General features: G+C 38.2%; 22 protein-coding genes and 1 tRNA gene. 13 read left to right on the forward strand and 10 right to left on the reverse strand.

All coding sequences use genetic code 11. From position 1 onward, the window contains the following. Window positions 1–111 precede the first annotated feature (111 nt). A complete protein-coding gene (locus tag AC106S_RS08555; RefSeq protein WP_482439566.1) occupies window positions 112–789 on the reverse strand; it encodes a TrmH family RNA methyltransferase in 678 nt (225 codons plus the stop codon). A 161-nt stretch (window positions 790–950) separates the two neighbouring features. Here AC106S_RS08555 and AC106S_RS08560 point away from each other — a divergent pair, with 161 nt between their 5' ends. Beyond that, on the forward strand, window positions 951–1967 hold the full coding sequence (locus tag AC106S_RS08560) for an asparaginase (protein ID WP_482438657.1): 1017 nt from the start codon (window positions 951–953) through the stop codon (window positions 1965–1967). Between the two features lie 55 nt (window positions 1968–2022). Further along, window positions 2023–2109 (forward strand) — tRNA-Ser (locus AC106S_RS08565). Window positions 2110–2245: 136 nt separating this feature from the next. On the opposite strand, the gene AC106S_RS08570 is transcribed toward AC106S_RS08565, so the two are convergent. Together AC106S_RS08570 and tsaD are read right to left on the reverse strand one after the other, a co-directional pair. Next, window positions 2246–2953: an RsmE family RNA methyltransferase gene (locus AC106S_RS08570; RefSeq protein ID WP_482438658.1), complete on the reverse strand. Its 708-nt coding sequence runs from the start codon at window positions 2951–2953 to the stop codon at window positions 2246–2248. A 28-nt stretch (window positions 2954–2981) separates the two neighbouring features. After that, complete coding sequence (gene tsaD, locus AC106S_RS08575) at window positions 2982–3998, reverse strand: tRNA (adenosine(37)-N6)-threonylcarbamoyltransferase complex transferase subunit TsaD (RefSeq protein WP_482438659.1); 1017 nt, start codon at window positions 3996–3998, stop codon at window positions 2982–2984. Window positions 3999–4002: 4 nt separating this feature from the next. On the opposite strand from tsaD, the gene AC106S_RS08580 reads away from it, so the two are divergent. The 3 genes from AC106S_RS08580 (at window position 4003) to AC106S_RS08590 (ending at window position 9847) form a co-directional block, all read left to right on the forward strand. After that, a complete protein-coding gene (locus AC106S_RS08580; protein WP_482438660.1) occupies window positions 4003–8793 on the forward strand; it encodes a translocation/assembly module TamB in 4791 nt (1596 codons plus the stop codon). Between the two features lie 134 nt (window positions 8794–8927). Beyond that, entirely contained in the window at window positions 8928–9398 is a 471-nt protein-coding gene (locus tag AC106S_RS08585) for an Lrp/AsnC family transcriptional regulator (RefSeq protein WP_029298841.1), read from the forward strand. Window positions 9399–9469: 71 nt separating this feature from the next. Further along, entirely contained in the window at window positions 9470–9847 is a 378-nt protein-coding gene (locus AC106S_RS08590; protein WP_482438661.1) for a hypothetical protein, read from the forward strand. 6 nt (window positions 9848–9853) lie between these two features. Here the strand turns inward: AC106S_RS08590 and gwsS are convergent, their stop codons facing one another. The 7 genes from gwsS to AC106S_RS08625 all read right to left on the reverse strand — a co-directional run bounded on the left by gwsS (window position 9854) and on the right by AC106S_RS08625 (window position 16427). Then, window positions 9854–10921, reverse strand: coding sequence for a grasp-with-spasm system SPASM domain peptide maturase (gene gwsS / locus AC106S_RS08595; protein ID WP_482438662.1), 1068 nt, complete (start codon window positions 10919–10921; stop codon window positions 9854–9856). Next, the gene (locus AC106S_RS08600) at window positions 10918–11100 is read right to left on the reverse strand and encodes a hypothetical protein (protein WP_482438663.1); all 183 of its coding nucleotides are present in this window, start codon (window positions 11098–11100) and stop codon (window positions 10918–10920) included. Before AC106S_RS08600 ends, gwsS begins: the two co-directional genes overlap by 4 nt. 17 nt (window positions 11101–11117) lie before the next feature. Next, window positions 11118–12020, reverse strand: coding sequence for a grasp-with-spasm system ATP-grasp peptide maturase (gwsG, locus tag AC106S_RS08605; protein ID WP_482438664.1), 903 nt, complete (start codon window positions 12018–12020; stop codon window positions 11118–11120). A 21-nt stretch (window positions 12021–12041) separates the two neighbouring features. Then, the gene (locus AC106S_RS08610) at window positions 12042–12917 is read right to left on the reverse strand and encodes a hypothetical protein (protein WP_482438665.1); all 876 of its coding nucleotides are present in this window, start codon (window positions 12915–12917) and stop codon (window positions 12042–12044) included. A gap of 51 nt (window positions 12918–12968) precedes the next feature. Continuing rightward, the gene (locus AC106S_RS08615; protein ID WP_482438667.1) at window positions 12969–13820 is read right to left on the reverse strand and encodes a hypothetical protein; all 852 of its coding nucleotides are present in this window, start codon (window positions 13818–13820) and stop codon (window positions 12969–12971) included. A 112-nt stretch (window positions 13821–13932) separates the two neighbouring features. Next, a complete protein-coding gene (locus tag AC106S_RS08620; protein WP_482438668.1) occupies window positions 13933–14166 on the reverse strand; it encodes a grasp-with-spasm system A modified peptide in 234 nt (77 codons plus the stop codon). Between the two features lie 389 nt (window positions 14167–14555). Continuing rightward, window positions 14556–16427 (reverse strand): helix-turn-helix transcriptional regulator, encoded by a 1872-nt coding sequence (locus tag AC106S_RS08625; protein WP_482438669.1) that lies wholly within the window; start codon window positions 16425–16427, stop codon window positions 14556–14558. Between the two features lie 244 nt (window positions 16428–16671). On the opposite strand from AC106S_RS08625, the gene AC106S_RS08630 reads away from it, so the two are divergent. The 8 genes from AC106S_RS08630 (at window position 16672) to AC106S_RS08665 (ending at window position 21065) form a co-directional block, all read left to right on the forward strand. Next, window positions 16672–16992: a magnetosome magnetite crystal formation protein family gene (locus AC106S_RS08630; protein ID WP_482438670.1), complete on the forward strand. Its 321-nt coding sequence runs from the start codon at window positions 16672–16674 to the stop codon at window positions 16990–16992. Between the two features lie 6 nt (window positions 16993–16998). Then, a complete protein-coding gene (locus AC106S_RS08635; protein WP_482438671.1) occupies window positions 16999–17460 on the forward strand; it encodes a hypothetical protein in 462 nt (153 codons plus the stop codon). A gap of 23 nt (window positions 17461–17483) precedes the next feature. Next, entirely contained in the window at window positions 17484–18437 is a 954-nt protein-coding gene (locus AC106S_RS08640) for a YiiG family protein (RefSeq protein WP_482438672.1), read from the forward strand. A 27-nt stretch (window positions 18438–18464) separates the two neighbouring features. Next, the gene (locus tag AC106S_RS08645) at window positions 18465–18641 is read left to right on the forward strand and encodes a hypothetical protein (protein WP_482438673.1); all 177 of its coding nucleotides are present in this window, start codon (window positions 18465–18467) and stop codon (window positions 18639–18641) included. Between the two features lie 112 nt (window positions 18642–18753). Next, window positions 18754–19287, forward strand: coding sequence for a DUF4303 domain-containing protein (locus AC106S_RS08650; RefSeq protein ID WP_482438674.1), 534 nt, complete (start codon window positions 18754–18756; stop codon window positions 19285–19287). A gap of 188 nt (window positions 19288–19475) precedes the next feature. Further along, window positions 19476–20018 (forward strand): DMP19 family protein, encoded by a 543-nt coding sequence (locus tag AC106S_RS08655; protein WP_482438675.1) that lies wholly within the window; start codon window positions 19476–19478, stop codon window positions 20016–20018. A 67-nt stretch (window positions 20019–20085) separates the two neighbouring features. Then, window positions 20086–20550, forward strand: a complete 465-nt coding sequence (locus AC106S_RS08660) for a hypothetical protein (protein ID WP_482438676.1) — start codon at window positions 20086–20088, stop codon at window positions 20548–20550. Next, window positions 20547–21065, forward strand: coding sequence for a hypothetical protein (locus tag AC106S_RS08665; RefSeq protein ID WP_482438677.1), 519 nt, complete (start codon window positions 20547–20549; stop codon window positions 21063–21065). Before AC106S_RS08660 ends, AC106S_RS08665 begins: the two co-directional genes overlap by 4 nt. Window positions 21066–21130: the final 65 nt, after the last annotated feature.

Genomic DNA, 21130 nt, shown 5'->3' on the forward strand with positions numbered 1-21130 from the left:
TTGGGTTGCTAAAGAGTTGGAATTTACAGGGATTCTTTCGGGAATTCCGTTATACCAGGCTTTCTTTTGTTACAGCTTACGAGTGAGGCAGTAAGGAGAATGTATATCCTGCTATATTTCAAGGTTATGATCTTTGAGGTATTTTTCGAAAATCTGCTGTCCGCTTCTTATCGAGTTTACCGCCCAGAGTATTTTCATTCTTAACAGCTTTTCTTCATTTAATTTATAATCAATACCGGATTTGATAAGTTTTTGTTTCAATTCATACATACAGATAGAGGCCGCCACCGAAACATTAAAACTTCTCGTAAAACCATACATCGGAATGGCCAGCGTCTCATCCGCAAATTCCAGAATTTCTTCAGAAACACCTTCCATTTCCGTTCCGAAAACCAGGGCAATAGGTTCCGTAATTTCGTATTGCGGAAGCATTTTTGCATTGTTTTCAAGTGAAACAGCTACAATTTTATATCCTCTTTCTTTAATTTTTTGAAAAGACTCCATATTCCGGGGAAGCTTTTCTACCTCCACCCAGGTATCTGCACCCTTAGTTACACGGAGATTAGGTTCAAAGCTGTATTCTTCCTGTAATGCCACTACTTTATGAAAACCACAGGCTTCCACAGAACGTACAATAGCCGCAGCATTCCGGAACTGATAAATATCTTCTACAACCGGCAGTACAAAATCTGAACTTTCCCGGGAAAAATGTTCAATTTTTGATAGTCTTTCTTCTGTTAAAAACTGTTTCAAATATTCAAAAGTCTGCGTTAAATCTTTCATCTGCATTGAGTTATTTTTTTCAATATCCAATGTAACGCCTGCCATCACAGCCTTATTCTGATAAAATTTTATCATAAGCGTTTCATTCGTTTTCAAATCTTTGCAAATTAACGTAATTTTGGGCTATGATCCTGAATGAGGCTCAAATTCTTACTAAAAAGTAATTCATGAAACGAAAAGTCCTGCTCATTTATACCGGAGGAACCATCGGTATGGAAAAAGATTACGAAACCGGAAGTCTCCGCGCCTTTGATTTTGGAAACATTTTTGAAAAAATGCCCGAAATGAAACTGATGGAATGTGAGGTTTTTGTACATCCATTCGCAAAACCACTGGATTCATCAGATATGGGACCGGAGGAATGGAAAATTATCGCTAATTATATTTACAAAAATTATGATAAGTATGACGGTTTCCTGATTCTTCACGGAACAGATACGATGTCTTATACGGCTTCTGCATTAAGTTTTATGCTGAAAGGATTGAGAAAACCTGTGATCATGACCGGCTCCCAGCTTCCGATCGGCGACCTCAGAACCGATGCGAAAGAAAATCTTCTGACCAGTCTTTATTATGCCAGTCTTTATGAAAATGATGAAGCCGTCATTCAGGAAGTCGCCATTTACTTTGAATATAAACTGCTGAGAGGAAACAGGACGCTGAAATATTCCGCTGAATATTTTGATGCCTATGCCAGTCCTAACTTCCCGATCTTAGGGCAGTCCGGAGTTCATCTGAATATCATCAAAGACAATCTTTACCGTTGTGATCCCCAGGTACAGTTTCATGTTGACGAACATATTTCCGAAGATGTTCTGTTCTGGAGAATTTTCCCGGGAATGCATCTGAGCCATTTTAAAGAAATTCCTAAAATGAAGGTTCTGATTTTACAGGTATTCGGTTCCGGGACGATCTTCAGCAGTGAAAAAACCCAGGAAACCCTTGAGTCTATCAGGAATAACGGTACAGAAATAGTGGTGGTAAGCCAGTGTATATCAGGTGGAATCTCATTTGGTAAGTATGAAAACAGCAATATCTTCTCAAAAATCGGCGCAATCAGCGGAAGGGATATGACAGCCGAAAGTGCAATCACTAAAGCCATGCACCTGATAGACAACCCGAATTATCCGGGAACTTTCGCCGATAATTTCGAAAAAAGCCTTTGTGGAGAAATATCCAATTAATTTTCAAAAATAATTTGCAGATTCAAGAAAATACTCTATTTTTGCAATCTCAATTAGAAAGGTGTCCGAGTGGTTGAAGGAGCTACCCTGGAAAGGTAGTATACGGGTAACTGTATCGAGGGTTCGAATCCCTTCCTTTCTGCAACCAAAACCTGCTGAATTTCAGCAGGTTTTTCTTTTTTCTAAACCTAACAGGTCTCAAAGACCTGTTAGGTTTTGGATTTCTGCAAAAAATAAATCATACGGTTAACTCTTTATGGATTAATAAAGATGAGACTTTAGCTATTAACAGCTTTCATATTAAAATAATTCCATGCTGCCACAAAAACACCTGCTGTTTCTGTTCTCAGCCTTTGATTTCCTAATGAAACCGCTTTGATTTTATGTTCTGCTAAAAATAAAATCTCTTTTTCAGAAAAATCGCCCTCAGGTCCGATTAAAAAAGTAAGCTGTTCCAGATGGGGAATCGCTTTAAGGTCGGTTCTTTCCAGATTTTCATGACAATGGGCCACAAAGGTATATTCCGGATCGATGTTTTTTAAGAAATCAGAAAGTTTTACAGCATCGTGGATTACAGGGAAATGAAATCTCAGGCTTTGTTTAGAGGCCGCAACAGCCTGTTTCCTGATCTTATCGATATTGATATTCTTGCGTTCCGTTTTTTCTGTAACGATAATGCTGATTTCCGAAATGCCCATTTCCACGGCTTTTTCCACAAAAAACTCAATTCTGTCAATATTCTTTGTCGGAGCAATGGCAATATGAAGTTGGGGACTAAAATCAGGAAGTCCGGTTTTAATTTCCGAAACTTCTATTCCTGCTTTTTTACCTTCTGTCAGCAGTTTTCCGGAAGCCAGGTTTCCTTTTCCGTCGGTCACGTAAATTTCTTCACCGGCTTTCATTCTCAGCACTTTTATCATATGCTGCTGTTCGTCATCATGAATGGTTACTGTACTGTTTTCTATATGTCCGTAAAATAGTTTCATAAAAAGGATATCGTTGATAAAAGAGCGTTTACAGATCGTACTTCGCAGTGGCTGTGGTTCTCAGGTCTGTAAATTCTCCTCTTTCAAATTTCAGCTGGGCTACCATAGCGATCATGGCTGCATTGTCTGTGGTATATTCGAATTTTGGAATGTAGATGTTCCATCCCAGTTTTTCTTTATTATTTTCCATAGCTTTTCTTAAGGCAGAATTGGCAGATACTCCACCCGCAATGGCTACTTCTCTTATGTTTAGATCAGCCGCAGCCTTTTCGAGCTTATTCATAAGGATTTCAATGATGGACTTTTGAACGGAGGCACAAAGATCATTAAGGTTTTCCTTAATAAAGTCCGGATTTTTTCTGACTTCTTTCTGAATGAAGTACAGGACCGAAGTTTTAATGCCGCTGAATGAATAGTCATAATTATCCATTTTAGGCTTATTAAACTTAAAGGCATCCGGGTTTCCTTCCTTAGCCAGCCTGTCGATGATAGGACCGGCAGGATAATCAAGATCAAAAATTTTTCCGATTTTATCAAATGCTTCTCCTGCTGCATCATCAATTGTTTTTCCGATAATTTCCATATCAAAATAATCTTTGACAAGTACAATCATGGTGTGTCCTCCGCTTACTGTAAGACACAGAAAAGGGAATTCAGGCGGCATAGGATTTGCATCCTCAATAAAATGGGCTAAAATGTGAGCCTGGAGATGATTTACTTCTATTAACGGTATGTTTAAGCTCATTGCCAGAGACTTGGCAAAGGAGGTTCCTACAAGAAGAGATCCTAAAAGTCCGGGCCCGCGTGTAAATCCTATAGCAGAAATAGCATTTTGTTGTATATTTGCTTTAGTAATAGATTTTTCAACAACGGGGATTATATTTTGCTGATGTGCTCGCGATGCCAGTTCGGGAACCACACCACCATATTCTTTATGGATGGCCTGATTTGCGGCAATGTTCGACAAAATGCAGTTTCCCTTGATGATAGCTGCTGAGGTGTCGTCGCAGGACGATTCAATACCTAAAATTATAGAGTCGCTCATAATAATGGCAAAGTTAGAGAATAATAACGAGAATGAGAATAAAAAATCAGTAGCTGAAAACATAAGTGATCAGGTACAGAAGACTGTTGAGAATGTAGAAGGTGCTGTGAAAGAAACAGTTAAAGGAGCGTCTGAACTGGCATCAGATGCGATCAATCATCCTATTGAAACAGCTGAGGAATTTGGGAAGCAGGCAATGAAAGATGTCACCAGCTATTCCTGGTGGGCCAGGCTTCTTCTCATCCTTTTCTGGCTGGGAATTGTTCTTGCAGGCGGTGTTCTTGTGGTCATCAATCTTCCTGCCACCAAACAGTGGGCGGCAGATCAGGCTCTTCAGATTGTAAATAAAGATTTTAAAGCCGATATGTCTACGGAAAGTGTAGACGTAAATTATTTTGGAAATGTAACGATAAAAGGACTGAAAGTTAAAGACTACAAAGGTCTGGAGTTTATTACAGCCAAAGAGTTCCGTGCCAATTCAGACTGGATGTCGCTTGCGTATAATGCCATTTCAGGAAACAGCAATTCCCTGAGTTTTAATTCTCTTACCCTTGTAAATGCAGATGTAAAAGTAATTACCTATAAAGGAGACAGTATTTCGAATTTTATCCGGTTTACGGAATTATTTGATAACGGAAAAAAAAGAGATCCTAAAAAGCCTCCTTTTCAGCTGAATTCCCGGGTACAGATCATTGATTCCAAAGTATCTATCGTTAATGAAAACTCACCCGGAGAGCCGGGAAAATGGCTTACCGCCACAAAATTCAACCTTAAAGCTCCCAATGTAAAAGTTAACGGACCCAATATATCGGCACTCATCAATAATATGTCCTTCGTTACTTCCAGATGGGGCAAGTCTCATTTTGTTGATACCTTTTCAACCGAACTTTCTTTAACGCGACAATTTCTGTCATTAAAAGATCTTACTTTAAATACAGATCACAGCCTGCTGCAGGGAAATATCAAATTCAACCTTAATGACGGTTCTTGGGCCGATTTTGCAGACCGTGTACGTTGGGATATGGAAATTAATCAGGGAAGCCAGCTCAGTGGGTATGATATCAGTTATTTTGTGACCAACTGGGATAACTTTAAACCGTTTAATCTGGCCGGAAAAATGACAGGCCCTCTCAATAAATTTCACCTTGAAAACTTCCTGATCAGAAATCCTGATGTGAATATTGCAACGAGTACTATGAAAGTAGACAGGCTGCTGAAAGGAAATTTCCTGATAGAGACCAATGATCTTTCCGCAGACTTTACCTATAAGGACCTCAAAGCAATGATGCCTTCATTCATTGCAAAGAAAATGAAGAATTTTGCCGATGACTTTGGCAAACTAAAATTCAATGGTGCGGCAAAAGTAAATCCACAACAGGTGTATGTACCTTCGGGAAACCTGATGACAGGAATCGGACAGGCCAAAATTTCAAAACTTTCACTAACCGATTACAGTACGGCAATGCCTAAATATTCCGGATATGTTGAAGTAAAAGATCTGAATACTTCGGTAATCACGAAAAATAAAACGGTAGGTCTTATTTCCGGTAAATTTGATATTAACGGGCAGAGTTTCGATGTCAACACCATGCGTATCACTACGAAATCCCAGATCTCGAGTATTGAGATCATGAATAAGGAAATCAACAACCTTTATCTGGACGGGCTTTTAGACCATAAAAAATATAACGGACTTATTACGGTAAATGATGAACAGGCTAAAGCAACGGTCAAAGGGCTTATTGATTTCAGTACATCAAGGGTAGCAATGAATGTAAATGCCGATGTGAGCTATCTGAACATGAATTACTTTACCAATAAACCCGGAAACCAGATTGTAAGCGGAAAGGTGGATGGTAAAATGGCGATGTCTTCCATTAATGATCTTACCCTGGATGTAGAAGCCAGCGATCTTCATTTTGCCACGGCTACTCAAAAATATGTGATTCCTAAAGCTAAAGCCAAAACGTTCATTGAAGGGGGAGGAAGGGTGATAGAAATAGATGCGCCGGGAGCTGCCAACGGGAAGATTTCCGGAAAATACAACCTGGCAGACCTTGCAGGAATGGTTGAGAACGGGATTGGAAAGATACTGGTAGGACCTCCGCCAAGAAAACTGTACAGAGGGCAGAGCTTTACCATGAATTTTGATGTTCAGCAGGGGGTGGTGAATTACTTTCTTCCGGATCTGAAACTGCCGCAGGGTGCCGTTGTAAATGGCGAATATGACGGAAATTCAAATAACCTGATCCTGAATCTGGATGCGGCTTCTTTAAAGTATATCATGACGAAGAAGGAGGAGGTTTCGGATGCCGATAAAGCACTGGCTGCTGCCAATCCTGAATACAAGATCAACGACCGGACCAATATTTCCAGAGACAGTGCCATGGTAGACAGTGTAATGGTAAGGATCAATACGGCTAATCTCGATGAACAGCTTTATGCGAGGATCAGCAGGCTGGAATACAATAAAAATATCATTAAGAATTTTGAACTGAAAGGTAAAAATGAAAACGGAACGGCTCTTCATCTGGCAACCACATTCAAACACGGAAGTCCGGAAGATGAAAAGGATGACAATCTTAAAGCCTATGCCATTAATGTAGATCAGTCTACCAATGCGGCGGGGGATTATGTTTTCAAATTCGAACCTACGGAAGTGAAGTTCAATGATGTAACCTGGGCAATAGATACGAGCCCGGAACTGGATCATTCGATCACTTACAGAAGGAATACGGAAGATTTTGATATCCGGAACCTGAGGATTTACTCAGATAAAAGCGCACTGTTTATCAAGGAGGCACAGTTTAAATCGATAAAGGATTTTTATGTAGATGCAGATATCAACGATTTTGCTGTTGAAAAGCTTCTTGAAATGAAGTCCGGAGGAAATCCTATGGATATTAAGGGGCTTGCCAACGGAAGTGTGAAGATCAGAATGGATAAGAATACGCTGCAGCCTTTGGTTGACCTTACCGTTGATGATATTATGATGAACGGAAATGATATGGGAGATCTTACCATTTCGGCAACAAACGGGTTTTCACTGAATGTTTATGATATTGATGTAAAGGTTGCTTCTGCCGGGGTAATCGGAAATAACAATCTGCATCTTACGGGTACCGTCAATAATAATACGGCATCACCTACTATTGATCTCACGGCAGAAATGCGTGATTTCGATCTTGCATTTACGCAACAGTTTGTACAGACTATTTTTGGAAACCTCAGAGGGAAAGCTACCGGAGATCTTAAAATCAGCGGAAAATTCAGTGATCTGGATTACAGCGGGGATATTGCACTGAAAGGTTTTGGATTGAAACTTCTGTTTACCGGGGTAGATTATTCATTTGATGATACGGTGATCGGTCTTTCGAGAGGGCTGGCCATTCTTAATAATATTGAGGTACATGACGGAAGATCCAATTCTAAGGGAACCGTTTCCGGTACGATACAGTTTGATACGCTTTCTTCAATGGGAGTCAACCTGCTGATGAGGGCAGATAACCTTCTGATGCTGAATACCACTCAGAAAGATTTTGACCTGTTCTGGGGAAGGGTATACGGACAGGGAGACCTGTATGTGGATGGTCCTGTTTCCGGATTAAGTATTACCACGCCGAATATGAAGGCGCTTAACGGAAGTACTTTTACTTTTAATTCCAGTTCGACTTCAAATGTTGAAGAATTTAAAATGCTGAGGTTCCTGAAAGAAGGAAAAGACGGACTGATCACCCTGGAAGAGAAGAAAAAAACCGGGGCCAATATGAATATTGATTTCAGCCTGGATGTAGATAAAGGAACTACCGTGAATGTACTGGTAGGAGATGATGTTGGAAATATTTCCGTAAAAGGTACGGCGGATAAGCTCAGATTCCAGATGGGAAAACAGGGAAATATAGCCATGAACGGTACTTATAAAGTAGATAACGGAACATTTGTTTCCAAAGCTATCCTGAATAAAACCTTCCAGATCGAAAAGAACAGCAGCATCAGATGGGACGGAGACGCTATGAAACCGGCGCTGGATATTACAGCCAATTATGTGAGAATGGTTTCCAATGCAGGAGAATATCTGAGCATGGGCAAATTACAGCCGATCAGTGTCCTGCTTCAGGCCAATATTACCCAAAGTCTTATCAACCCTAAAATAGACCTGAATGTAACGGCTCTGGACGTTTCCAGCCAGGTAAAGGAAACACTGGCAGCCAAGATGAGCCAGGAAGGTGAAAAAGTACTTCAGTTCGGTTCTGTACTGCTTCTGAGTACCTTTAATGTATCGAATACCGGTGGAGTAGGATTCGACGTAGCCGGTGTAGCGGAATCTTCCGGATACAATATGCTTCTGAAACAGCTGGGGTCGGTTCTTAATACGATGAGTAATGAATTTCAGATCGACCTGAACTATGTAAAAGGAGATCAGAACTCGAATACCGGCGACCGGGCCAATGCCGGAGTAAGTGTTGCGCTTTCGCCGAGAGTGAACATTAAAACCGGATTGGGAATCCCTTTAAATAAAACTGAAGGTACCCAGAATAATTACCTTTCCGGTGAAGGCTCCATTGAATACGATATTTCCAAGAAAAATGACGGAAGCCTTATTCTGAGAGGGTATTCCAAGCCTACCAACATCGGAATGGTGAGTACGAATGGTTCTGCAAATCAAGCGTATGGAGGGGGTGTTGTGTGGAGCAAAAGCTTTAATTCTTTATTTAAAAAGAAGAAAAAAGATAAAAAACTCCCGGAACCCAAAACGGAAATAAAAACAGATTCTACAAAATCGGAAGGTAAATAATCTGAATATTTTAATGATTTTTATCATCTGTGTTAATTATTGTTAATATTTGATATAATTTTTTTAGTTAAATTATTTTTTATAAATTTGCAAAAAATACATAGATTTTTTAAGAAAATTGTAATTTAACTAATATGAACTATCAACTGGACGAAATAGACAAGAAGATTCTTGATTTCTTAGTAGAGAACACAAGAATGCCTTTTACGGAAATTGCTAAGCAGATGGATGTTTCCGCTGGTACAATTCACGTAAGAGTGAAAAAAATGGAGGATGCAGGTATTATTTTGGGATCATCTCTGAACATCGATTACGGTAAGCTGGACTATCACTTTACTGCTTTTATCGGGATTCTTTTGACAAAATCAAACCGTACTCAGGAAGTACTGAAAGAATTGTCAACTATTCCTAACGTAATCGAAGCTAGTGTTATCTCCGGAAAATACAACATTTTCTGTAAGGTAAGAGCCAAAAACACCGATGACGCAAAAAGAATTATCTATCAGATAGATGACATTCAGGATGTAATGAGAACAGAAAGTATGATCTCTATGGAGGAATACTTAAGCGATAAAAACAGACTGATCAACGCTATTTCTGTTTAATTCAAATTTTAAACGAATAATATATCCAAAGAACTTATGAAATTACTCATAAGTTCTTTATTTTTGTACCTATGGAAGAATACAGCTATTTTGACGAAGATCCGAAGAAAGGATGGGGATTTATTCTGGCGTTTGCAGCCCTTATGCTGTTTACGGTAATGGGACTGGGAATTGATGTGGATGAATATCTTCAGCATGAGTATCTTCAGATTCCAAGATGGTATTTTTACGTTATCTTTTCCATAGATGCTCTGATGATGACCGGACTTGTTCTGATGCTGTTTTACCGGAAAATAGGAATTTATATGTTCCCGGCATTACTGGTACTGCATTTCTTTATGCACAATTATTACCTGTCTACATTCCTGTATACCGATGTCACCAACCTTTTCCTTTTTACAGGATTCGGGATGCTGGCGATTATTCCGAAATGGAAGTTTTTCAGATAACAGGATTTACAGTTTGTAATCACTGATCATTTTCTGTTTCAAAGGATTTTTACTCCATTCCTCCCATTGGCCGGTATATGGGTCATAACCGCATTTTAAAGGCTTTGAGATGTCTAAACCCTCACTATCGGTGTGATTTCTTTCTGTATAGGCCCGGCAGTCCGTACAGATATATCGGAATTCACAGTCTTTACAGCCTTCAATATGGTCTTTGGTAAGGTTCCAGTATTTTTTGAACCCGGGTTGACGCAATGCATCCTCAAGACCGGAATTGTGAATATTGCCATAAACTTCCGGCATTAAAGGGCAGTTTTTGATATTTCCGTCTATATCAATGCCTATTTTTTTATGAAGGCAGGAATTGTGGTTGATGGCTTCCAGTACTTTAGGCTGATTGGTGTTGAAGTATTTAAGATCTACTTTTCCGCAGGACGATATTTCGAGTTCCTCCTTAATAAAATGAACAGTAAACCGGAACCTGTTTTTTGCAAACTGAGGAGATTTTTTAGAGCCATAAAAAACAAGATTGGAAATTCTTACAGCTGTATGATGCAGCGTATTCAGAAAATTTTGGTCAACATAATAAGAAAAGGGCGAAAACACCTGAATACTGTTTAGCACAGATTCTATAAAGATCGTGTCTATTTCCTGAAATTCGCTTACAGAAAGTTCTTTTTTACAGAATATATTGAGATGTTTCACTCCCAGGTTTTCAATAGACTGTTTTATTTTATTTAATACAGACAGATCATGTATTTCTATAAAAATATCGGAGATTTCAGCAGGAGTCTGATACTGATATGAAAGTGGAATAAAGTTTTTATTAGGGTTTCCATAGCTTATAAAACCGTATTCCTGTTCAATCAGGAGATCAATATAATCATAAATAATCTGTTGGGATTCTTCATCATAATTCTCTACAATACTTTCAATGGAATTCTTTTTCAGTTCCTCAATGATTTCATAAAGTTCAATAGGGTAGAGTTCTGAATTATTCCTTTGCAGGTCAGAAACCAGGATCCTTTTAGCTCCTTTGGTAATCAGGATATTGCTGAAGAGATTGAAATATTTCATATGAATCTTACCAGTGATTTTTCTGGTTCTTCGATGAGCAGAAAATCGGTTTGGTATTTTTTTGATTTTGTGTAACGGGCGATTGAAGACGATTTCCGGAATGTCTTTTTCTGTTTGATCATTTCCAGATATTTAAAGGTGAGAGGAAGTTTATTCTTCTCGTTGATCATGTTTTTCATCAATATAAAATAAAAGATTATGACAGGTATTCGGCAATTTCTTTATCTAATAAGTAATTGCAGCAGGTGGATAAGTGCATAAACTGTCCCACAGGGTTTACCTCAAGAAAATAATACCGTGAACCGCTTTTTATAAAATCCAGAGATCCGCAGTTCAGGTCCAGGGTCTGCATTAACAAATGTATTTTTTTCTCAATATTTACCGGCAGCTGATAGGGCACATTCCTGTTGGGCTTATCGTCATTGTACTTCCGGTAATCTACTTCGGTTTGCTTATCATTTTGTGAAAATATGGCCATAGACCAGCATCTGCCGTTCAGATAGAAGGTCCGGATTTCATAGTCTTTTCTTATTTTTTCCTGAAAAAAAGAGATGAAGAAGTTGCTTTCATGCTCATTGATAATACTGGTATACATCACACCATCCGTCTCTTTTTTTAGATTTACCAGGACAGGATTTCCTGAAATGGGTTTAACGATTGTATTTCCCAGCTGTATATGGTCCGTATGATCGGAAAGAAAATAGGAAGGTACATCCAGGCCTGCTTCTTTTGCCTTCTGAAGAACAATAAGCTTATTCACCTGAGCATTTGACTGTTTGCTGATATGCTTTTTAGACTCCAGTATGGTATATACATAGTCTTCCAGCCAATGCTGGGTTTCATTCATATGCTGATCTACCGCTTCATGAATATAGCGGAACCGTTTGAATTTTAAGCCGCCTCTTCTGTACCATACACTGGTAATATCATCAGGGAAAAAACTGTTCCGGGGACTTTCCAGAAAGATTTTCTGCTGATGAACTTTGATTTCAAAAAACTCGTCTTCATGAACCCGGATAAATTTTTTATCCATTTTATACAGCCACTCAATAACACATTCGGTAGCCCCTTCTTTGTTGTTGGAGATAATGAGAATCATTTTCAGATTTTTTTGAGTTTATTATCTACTATGAGTTTTGAAAAAGTCTTTTTTTATAGCAGCTGCATGCTTTAAACTTGGAAGTCCTATGCTTTTTCTGTGGCGGTTAATCTTAGCAGAATCTGTCGATACATTAGGGTTGAATCTGTATATACCTTCTTTATCAGCCAGAAAAGCCGGATTATCAATCATTAAGGCATAATCACGGGGAAGGCAGTCTCCTGATTTTACATATTCATATAATTTAGATTTTATAAAGGGATATTCTTTAGCATCATTCATATGGGTAAGAAAGGTAGTCATGGCAAAAAAAGTATCATCATGTCCCATTGTTCCCATTTTTTGTGGTGTAGGATAGCCGTATTTAGTAAATGTCCAGATAAGGAGTTTTGCATTTTTTCGTACGTTAGCCATTGTTACAGCAGTATCAAAATTTTTCCGTCCTAATTGATCTCTTTTCATAGCTATTGTAAAGGAGTCTATGAGCTTTTGATTTAGCCCTTTCTTCCATTTTAATATCTGTTCTTTTACATACAAGCTATCAACTCCATATTTTTTGAAAAGCGGAAAATATTCCTTACAGTTACCACCTCTTTGAGCCTTTAAAAGAATCAGCTTCTTCAGGCTTTTTTTACCCCCGAAATCAATATTATAACGGTCAGCAAGTGTTATATAAGTTTCATATTCGTTAATTCTTTCCTGGTTTTTCGGTTCATATTCTCCTCTCTCGAAAAATTTTTTGTATTCTTCTGCTGCCAGTTTGGAATTATTGGCCAACCTGTAAATGCTGTCAATCTCATTAACTTTCTGATAATATAGAATATAATTGACAGATTTCTTTTGACAGTTTATGTTTATTAAAGAAATAATGCTTAATAATATAATTCGGTAAATCATAAGGTAAACGAAATTAATTTTGACGGCTTCGACTCTCATACGGCCTTTCTGTTATTTTCTATTCTCTGTAATAAGTACAGGCATGAAAGAATCCTTTACCAGCAGATTGGTATGTTTTATACTTGGCAATCCTATACTTTTTCTGTTACGGTTGGTTTGTGCAGAATCTTTTGAAACACCGGGGTTAAAAAGATATATAGGGTCTGTGTTATTCAATAAGGCCATACCATCAATCATTAGCGCATAATCACGGGGAGCACAGTCTCCTGATTTTATGTATCCGTATAATCTGGATTTTATTTCCGGGTAATATTTTTTTGTTTCACTCATATGAGTAAGGAAAGTAGTCATGGCAAAAAAAGTATCATTATGCCCCATGGTACCCATTTTTTGCGGAGTAGGATAACCGTATTTATTAAAAACCCATATCAGGAACCGTGAATTTTTTTCTACGTTTCTTCTTGTTAATGCAGTATCAATGGGTCTTCCTTCCTGATCTCTTTTCATGGCAACGGTAAACGAATCTATAAGTGTCTGATTCAAATCCTCTTTCCAGTCTGCAATCTTTTCTTTTAGGCTAAGGCTGTCTATTCCGTATTTTTTAAACAATGGGAAATATTGTTTGTAGTATTCACCATGAGGTGCTATTAAAGGGATCAGTTTTTTTAGTCCTTTTTTACCGCCAAAATCTATGTTATACTTATCTGCAAGCTGAATATAGGTCTCATATTCCCGGATACGTTCCAGGTTTCTGGGCTCATATTCATCGAATAGTCTTTTATATTCTTCTGCTGCCAGTCTGGGATTTCCTGCTATTCTGTATATACTGTCAATCTCATTAACTTTCTGATAATATAGAATATAATTGACATCTTTCTTTTGACAGCCGATTAAATAAAACATACACAGAAGTAACAAAAAGCTAAAGCTTAATAAAAACTTATAATTCATAATGTAAAACAGTTTTAATCTTAAAAAACGATTAAGGAGAACCGTAATTCTCCTTAATTATTTATTAATACGGATCTGCTGGTGCAATTTCTCCAATAATTAATCTGCCCTTATATTTCCAGTTTCCCGGTGTGTCATCAGTATAATAATCCGTATCTTCCACTCTTCCCTGAGGAGTGTTATATGCCGATGATGCGTTTCTACTACTTGCCGTTCCACCGGAAATTGCTTTTAAATTCTTAAGTTTCTTGTTTTCTAATGAAGAGAAGTCAGTCTTCATTCCTTGTAATTTTTTCATAATGATAATTTTTGATTAAAATTTGTGTTGCCATATGATCCCTGGCATGGGGTGGATATCCTTCTATTTTATCCGGCACTGTACACATGCAGGCAAAATAAACCGGACGATTACTCAACGTTGATGTTTTCAAAACTAAAAATAAGTATCTCACTATTTTGTGATTATTAATGTTTTGTAATTGCAATTTTTTGTTTGTACAAATCAATAATGATGGTTCATGAGGTATTTAACCGGATTTAAAAATCCGGAAACAGGTATGGAGTAAGTGAAAATATTTTGAAGTAAAAAATTAAGAAAATTGCACAATGTGCATAATGTGTTTTTTATTGTACAATAACTGTGACAACATATGCAAAATAGAAACGGGTATAAAATATGTACACATGTCAGATCAATCGTGTATTGTTTTGGGGAAACACTCCCTGGAAGAAAGAATCCAGTGCTGTATTTTCGTCCAGTCCGAATTTCTTTTTAAGCCGGTATTTGGTCATTCTTACACTTTTGGGTTCTACGTTCAGCAGGTTGGCGATCTGTTTGGTTTCCATGCCCAGATAGATGTAGGCGCAGTATTTCAGATCTAGCGGAGTAAGCTTTTGCAGGGCTTTTTCATTGATGTTTTTAAAAAAATCCGGATGCAGTTCCTGAATTCTGAAGGTGATTTTTTCAAAATCACTGTCTACGCGGTTTTGTTCTTTTACCATCTGATGGATATTGATATCAGTCTCAGACAATTGGGTATGCAGCTGCTGAAGAACTTCATTTTTATGCTGAATATGCAGCTGGCTGGCCAGTACTTCGCTTTGAAGTTTCTGCTGCTGAAGGGTAAGCAGCTCCTGTTCAGCTTTCAGTCTCGCCTGTTCTTCCTGCTGAAATTTCACCTGCATTTCGGCCTCGTGCTTATCGGTATTGAGCTTTTTCTCCCTTTCTATGGAGTATCTCAGTTTATAATGGTAGGAACGGAACATGAAAAAAGCGCCGGTCAATCCTATGATTCCTAATCCTATATATAAAAGCTTTTCTTTTTTCAGGCTGTCGGCTTTTTCATTCAGAGCCTTTAGTTCAGATTCTTTTTTCCGGGACTGGTATTGCGCTTCCAGTCTTTTAGCGGTTTCCACCTGGTTCTGGTCAAAGAGTAAGCTGTTGTATTCCGTTAGTTTAGACTGATATTCGTAGGCTTTCTGATAGTTCTGCTGTTTGGCATACAATTTGGCCAGATCGGAGACTACATTGATCATCACGTGGTAATATACCGGTTTCTGGGTCAGCAACAGCTGTTCGGCCTGGAGAAGATACTGTTCAGCCAGCCTGTCGTTCTGATCCTTCATGGCAAGGGCACTTAAGATCCCGAAAGCACCTGCCCGGATATTCTGATTATAGGTAGTATGCAGGGTAAGATCAAAAATTTCCTGTGTATTCTTCTGAATTTCGGTACGGATTTCAGGCGTAATAACCGGGTAACTTAAATAATAGTTGGTGATATTCAGTAAAGCCAGCGAGTGGGTATAGTCTGATACATGGCCGGGAAACTCATGATAAAGGGAAACGGCTTTCTTACACATTTCGATAACCGATTTTAAATCTTTTAGATCACCGGTCTTTTCATACAGGAAAGAGTAGCAGACAGCCATAGCAGAATACGCAGAACTGAGCATATTTTTATTTCCTGACTGCTGTGCAAGATCTATCGATTTCCGGGCGTATCGGGTTGCACTTTCAGCATCATTCCATTCTGCATAAATTCCATAAAGAAGGTAATTCAGTTTGGCATTCAGAAGAATTTCAGAAGGGCGTTTTTCTACTTCAGGAAGTACTTTCTGAATAAGCTTAATAGTGTTTTCAGGATCCCCCAGTGTATTGTGATAATAAATATTAAGATAGGCAGCATACAGGGAGGCTGTTTTATCTTTACTTTTCTGTGCAATGGTATTGGCTGCATCAATAATCTTCGGCACCTTGTTATATTCTGACTGGTTAAGCCGGATAATCCCGTTTTGAACCAGAGCTTTTACCTCTTCCGTGCTATTATGTTCGCTTTGGGCCAGTTTCAGCTGCTGCTGTACATATTTTTCAGCTTCGGAGTACTGATCGCTGATCCTGTAATATTCAGTAAGCTCATTATAGATCCTGAATTTCTCAGAAACCGAAACACTGTTTTGATTCAGTTGGTTTTTCAATCCGTCCATAAATGTATTCTGGGCAGTACAGATCACGCCGGAGAATAAAAACAGGAAGTATAAAAAAGAGTATTTCAGTTTCATCAGGTGAAAGTACGAAAATTGTAGATATAGATCAATTGGTGAACAGGCTTTTAAAATATAATTGATTTTTTAAATAATTGATAATTAGTGTTATATAAAAGTATGTAGTCGTTTTGTAGTCATTGTTGATTCGGATTGAAGGTGTTTTGTAGGAACAGAAAAAAGTGTTTTTATGTTTTTCTGCTACATTTTTGACAGAACAAATTTTACATCACATTTTATTAATTTTAAAAATCTTTTTATCATGGACAACAAAACATTATCTATTGTATCATACATTACCCTGTTCGGCTGGCTGATTGCCTTCATTATTGGAAAAGACAAAGCGGACGGAGCTTTGAAGTATCACCTTAAACAGGGATTGGGACTGGCAGTCTTTTCATTGATATTGGGAATTATTCTTAGAATATTAATGACGGTTACCCACATCGGTCTTTTGGGAATACTGGGAATTATTCCATTTATATTAATTGTTATCGGAATAATTAATGCGGCCAATGATGCGCAGAAACCTCTGCCTTTCATCGGAAAAATGTTTGAAGATAAATTTTCATTTATCGGATAAGCCGGTATGGAAACGTTTAAACACCTGAAGAAAGAAGGTACGGGATATGCAGTGAGACAGTACCTGTCGCTGCAGCATATTATAGCACCGGCGTGGGGTATTATTTCCATTCTGGTGATGGTATACAGCAGTTATCTGAAAACAGGAATTGTACTGCTGTTGTTTTCTTTGCTGCTGACGGTCATTTCTTTCATTCCGCCTATAATTCATTTTGATCCTGTTTCAAAGCTGCTTACAGTGGTAAATGCAGGATTGAAGCGAAGGAAATTTACTTATAATCTGGATGAATTTGAAGGATTTGAACTGCAGACCATCCGCATGGGATTTATTCCTTTAGGATGTTTTCTGTACGCGAACTTTAAAAATGTCTCAGGTTTCAAACGTCCGGTGATCTCACAGTCTTTCAGTAAAAGAACCATGCAGGAAGTTGTGAATGAACTGGAAGATCTTAATAAAAACACAAGATAAAAACATCTTATTACCGTTAAATTATGAAAAAAGCAGCAATCATCACAGGAGTGTCTATACTGAGTCTTTTCACTGTATCCTGTGATAAATTGGATAAAATAAAAGATAAACTTTCGCAGGACAATACAAGACAGGTCAATCCTTTCAGCGTAAATTCCGGGGACGAGAACAGGGATATTATCACTTTTAATAATAAAATAGTGAAGATGGACGACGTTCATGCCGAATTTATCAAAAATTTTCAGGATGCCCTTAGCCAGATGGACGGCTATGTGAAAAATGCGCTTGCGAAACCGCAGTATTCGGGGATGTCTCCTATGTTTACTCCTACCATTATGATGGGTGCTGAAAAAGAGATGAAGGTTCCTGATGTTTTGGGAAAAGATTATCAGACTCTGGTGGATAAAATGATCAGCACATTCTCAGAACTGAAGCTTAAAGAGAAAGAACTGAAATCCTATAAAGATGCGGAAGACTGGAAAGATGACAAAGGAAAGAAAATTTCCGAGCTTCGTGAAAAAGCAGATCAGCTGATCAAAGAAAACCGTAGTGCCGCGAATGAACTGTTCGTCAAACTCGCTCCGAGAGCAGATAAAGCCGAAGTAGAAGTTCTTAAGGATCATCCGCTGAAAGATCAGATCCTTCAGTCTAAAGAAATAATGGAACTGAGCCAGAAGATCGTTGATGATTCTTATCAGTTTACAGATGTTAATGCTTATAAAAAACTGTTTGCTCAACAGTATCAGCAAATGGAAAAATTATATGCACGGAATATGGAAGAAAAGATTCCTTATTCTGAAAAACAGAAAGAGAGCAGTTATCTTGCCTTTAATAATGCTGTGAATGATTTTCTTGGTAAAATGCGTATCGCACAGCGCAGCCTGAATGAAAACAGTGAAAGTGTCAATAGTGATCTTGATGAGCTGGAAAGAGAAGCCGGATATATTCTTGACCGCTATAATACTTTTGTAGACTGATCCATCAAACATTAAAAATATGATATTATGAAAAAAGCATTAGGTATTATCCTGATTATTATAGGTTTCTGCCTGACCGTAATCGTAAAAATAGGCCCGTCTAAGGAAACTTCCTGGTTATTTGGATATGGAGATCTGCCGCTATTACTTTTGGCGGCGGCCATTATCATCCCGGGCTGGATTATATATCACAAAAACCGGTAGTTCAGATAAAATAAGTAGCCATAATCATGAAACCGGCTGGAGTTTTACAGAATTGGGTAAGCTCATTGGGCGGGATAAAAGTATTTTTGTCTGCCACTAAAAAAAAAGAAATATGAATTTTGAAGACCTGAAACAGCAGATAGAAGGTGCTGCGAGGAAAGCATTCCTGGAAGTGTATGAAAAACACGGTGCAGAAAAGATATACAGTTTTGCTTTATACAGCGATGAAGGAGCAATGACAGTCTGCCCGGCAGCCAATACCCTGGAAAATCTGAAAGAAGCAGATGAAGATGATTTTCTTTATTATAAATATGAACCCGCTGAATGGGCCTATGAAATGGATGGAGCTGAGGATGAGTTCGATGAAATTTGCACCCGCCTCCGTAATGTATTGGATCAGAATGAAGAGGAAAAATGGTTTGCAGAATTTCAGGGTAAACTTTATAAAACCTGCATTGAAGTGCTGGAAAAGCTTAAAAATGAAGACTTCTTCAGAAAGATTACAGGCAGGGATATTTTCCTGATTTTTGCCGTTTCGGATTATGAATTTGAAAAAGAAGAACAGAAAAAAATGATCGCCAGGCTCAATGATAACGTTTACAAAGATGAATATCTGGGCTGGATGGATACCTGGGGAACTTATTAAAAGATTCTCAGCCGGATATCAGAGCTGAGACGGGGCTGAAGCTGGAATAGAGAAGTTATGAAAGTCATTAATAATAAATTTTACATAGATCTTTAATTCTTTAACCAAGAGTAACCTCCAGGCTCCTTCTTCCGCCCATTCGTAAAATAAAAACTGAGAAACATGAAAACATTAAAAAAAACAGACTTATGAAACTGAATAAAATAATTGTATCTGAAACCTCTTTTAACAGCCCTGAACTTTACGATATTATTTCTTCCAATATATCCGTCGTAAACCTGCTGGAGGAAGAAGGTTTTGAAATAGAAAACATTCATGAAGACTCTGTGACAAGCTATTATGTAGATTACTACCTTTCACAGTACAGAAACGGGAACTTTTCACAGTTTGTCTGGAACACCGGATGGTCTCCGGAACTGAATGAGATTATTAAAAACGGACTGGAAAAAATGGGTGCAGGGAAACACCTGGAACTGTTTAACGAACAATCATCAAAAGTGGAAGATCTGGAGGAAGGCGAACTTCAGAAGTTTCTGGAAAGTGAGTATTTCGGACCTAATAAGACCCGTGATAAACTGAAAAACAGTTCATTTTACAGCCTTGAGGAAGACCTTATAGAATTAAATTCCCGGTGGCTGAAAAATCATCCGGATCTGCAGGTACTCCCGATTGAAGAAATGTTTCTGGAGCTTGAAAAATATATCGGAAGAAACATAGCCCGGGAACATTAAAAAACAATAAAAAACAACCATAAAAACACATCATCATATAATCTCAGCCAGACACAAAATATTATTTATGAATACATACACTTATTATAAGCAGGACGGAAACCTTTATGTCTTCAGAAACCAACCTGTATTTATCACTATACTGACAGTTCTGATGTTTGCTGCCGCGGTAATGGTGTACCGGCTGGAAATGCCGCTTTTTGCATTATTTCTGGCAGCAGCGGGAATATTGATCATCATTAATTTCTTCACCAAAAAATTGATTATAGACCCGGACAGGCAGACCATTACGGGAAGGCATACCATCTTTGTTCCGGCAAAAACCTATTCCTTTAAAGATTTTACCAATTTTGAAGTATTTACTACCCGGTATATGGGTTTTATTACAACCAATGTAATACTGTCTATTCATTTTGAAGTGGAAGGACAAAACAAAAAGCTGACGATCGGGCAATCCGTTACCCAGAAAGGGATCCAGAAAATGGTGAATGAAACGGAAGATCTTATGGGAATTAATGAAAACAGAAGATGAATGCAATAGACCGTTATAAATTCAGGGAATTCGGGAATGAAATAAGCTTTATGCCCAATTATAATTTACTGAGAACGCTGGTCTGGTGGCTGGGACTGGGAATAATTGCCCTGCCGGTAATCATCCGATTTATGAATAAAATGTCTGCATACCAATTCAGAACAGCTCTGATTATATGGAGTATTTATATGATCTTTTTACTGTTTGAGCTGTTTTTCCGGGTTCCCGTAAAGTATATTTTTGATAAATCCGAAAAGTGTATTTACAGAAAATGGATATTCTCCAGAAAGCTGATGAATTTTGATGAGATGACTTATTTCATCAATGAAGATAATGGGGGATATTTTTATGCGATCGGAAAAAAAAGGAACCAGTTTGTGAAAAGTTACAGGATCAGCAGCTATTTTTCAAATTCCAAAGCTTCGGAAAGGAGGGAAGAAGAATACATCAGGGATATACTCGGCCCTGTACTTGAGGCGGCAGGCAGTTCTTTCAGCCGGAGAACCGGCCATTAATAACGTACACCTTAGAAAAACAATACGATGAAAACAGAGCCCGGGCTGTTCCGAAGGAACAGCCC

The organism is Chryseobacterium sp. FR054, from assembly GCF_056844565.1.

Excerpts from the sequence above, each read along its gene's own strand:
- AC106S_RS08555 (WP_482439566.1), bottom strand. The coding sequence starts at position 789 with ATGCAGATGAAAGATTTAACGCAGACTTTTGAATATTTGAAACAGTTT.
- AC106S_RS08560 (WP_482438657.1), top strand. The coding sequence starts at position 951 with ATGAAACGAAAAGTCCTGCTCATTTATACCGGAGGAACCATCGGTATG.
- AC106S_RS08570 (WP_482438658.1), bottom strand. The coding sequence starts at position 2,953 with ATGAAACTATTTTACGGACATATAGAAAACAGTACAGTAACCATTCAT.
- tsaD (WP_482438659.1), bottom strand. The coding sequence starts at position 3,998 with ATGAGCGACTCTATAATTTTAGGTATTGAATCGTCCTGCGACGACACC.
- AC106S_RS08580 (WP_482438660.1), top strand. The coding sequence starts at position 4,003 with ATGGCAAAGTTAGAGAATAATAACGAGAATGAGAATAAAAAATCAGTA.
- AC106S_RS08585 (WP_029298841.1), top strand. The coding sequence starts at position 8,928 with ATGAACTATCAACTGGACGAAATAGACAAGAAGATTCTTGATTTCTTA.
- AC106S_RS08590 (WP_482438661.1), top strand. The coding sequence starts at position 9,470 with ATGGAAGAATACAGCTATTTTGACGAAGATCCGAAGAAAGGATGGGGA.
- gwsS (WP_482438662.1), bottom strand. The coding sequence starts at position 10,921 with ATGAAATATTTCAATCTCTTCAGCAATATCCTGATTACCAAAGGAGCT.
- AC106S_RS08600 (WP_482438663.1), bottom strand. The coding sequence starts at position 11,100 with ATGAAAAACATGATCAACGAGAAGAATAAACTTCCTCTCACCTTTAAA.
- gwsG (WP_482438664.1), bottom strand. The coding sequence starts at position 12,020 with ATGATTCTCATTATCTCCAACAACAAAGAAGGGGCTACCGAATGTGTT.
- AC106S_RS08610 (WP_482438665.1), bottom strand. The coding sequence starts at position 12,917 with ATGATTTACCGAATTATATTATTAAGCATTATTTCTTTAATAAACATA.
- AC106S_RS08615 (WP_482438667.1), bottom strand. The coding sequence starts at position 13,820 with ATGTTTTATTTAATCGGCTGTCAAAAGAAAGATGTCAATTATATTCTA.
- AC106S_RS08620 (WP_482438668.1), bottom strand. The coding sequence starts at position 14,166 with ATGAAAAAATTACAAGGAATGAAGACTGACTTCTCTTCATTAGAAAAC.
- AC106S_RS08625 (WP_482438669.1), bottom strand. The coding sequence starts at position 16,427 with ATGAAACTGAAATACTCTTTTTTATACTTCCTGTTTTTATTCTCCGGC.
- AC106S_RS08630 (WP_482438670.1), top strand. The coding sequence starts at position 16,672 with ATGGACAACAAAACATTATCTATTGTATCATACATTACCCTGTTCGGC.
- AC106S_RS08635 (WP_482438671.1), top strand. The coding sequence starts at position 16,999 with ATGGAAACGTTTAAACACCTGAAGAAAGAAGGTACGGGATATGCAGTG.
- AC106S_RS08640 (WP_482438672.1), top strand. The coding sequence starts at position 17,484 with ATGAAAAAAGCAGCAATCATCACAGGAGTGTCTATACTGAGTCTTTTC.
- AC106S_RS08645 (WP_482438673.1), top strand. The coding sequence starts at position 18,465 with ATGAAAAAAGCATTAGGTATTATCCTGATTATTATAGGTTTCTGCCTG.
- AC106S_RS08650 (WP_482438674.1), top strand. The coding sequence starts at position 18,754 with ATGAATTTTGAAGACCTGAAACAGCAGATAGAAGGTGCTGCGAGGAAA.
- AC106S_RS08655 (WP_482438675.1), top strand. The coding sequence starts at position 19,476 with ATGAAACTGAATAAAATAATTGTATCTGAAACCTCTTTTAACAGCCCT.
- AC106S_RS08660 (WP_482438676.1), top strand. The coding sequence starts at position 20,086 with ATGAATACATACACTTATTATAAGCAGGACGGAAACCTTTATGTCTTC.
- AC106S_RS08665 (WP_482438677.1), top strand. The coding sequence starts at position 20,547 with ATGAATGCAATAGACCGTTATAAATTCAGGGAATTCGGGAATGAAATA.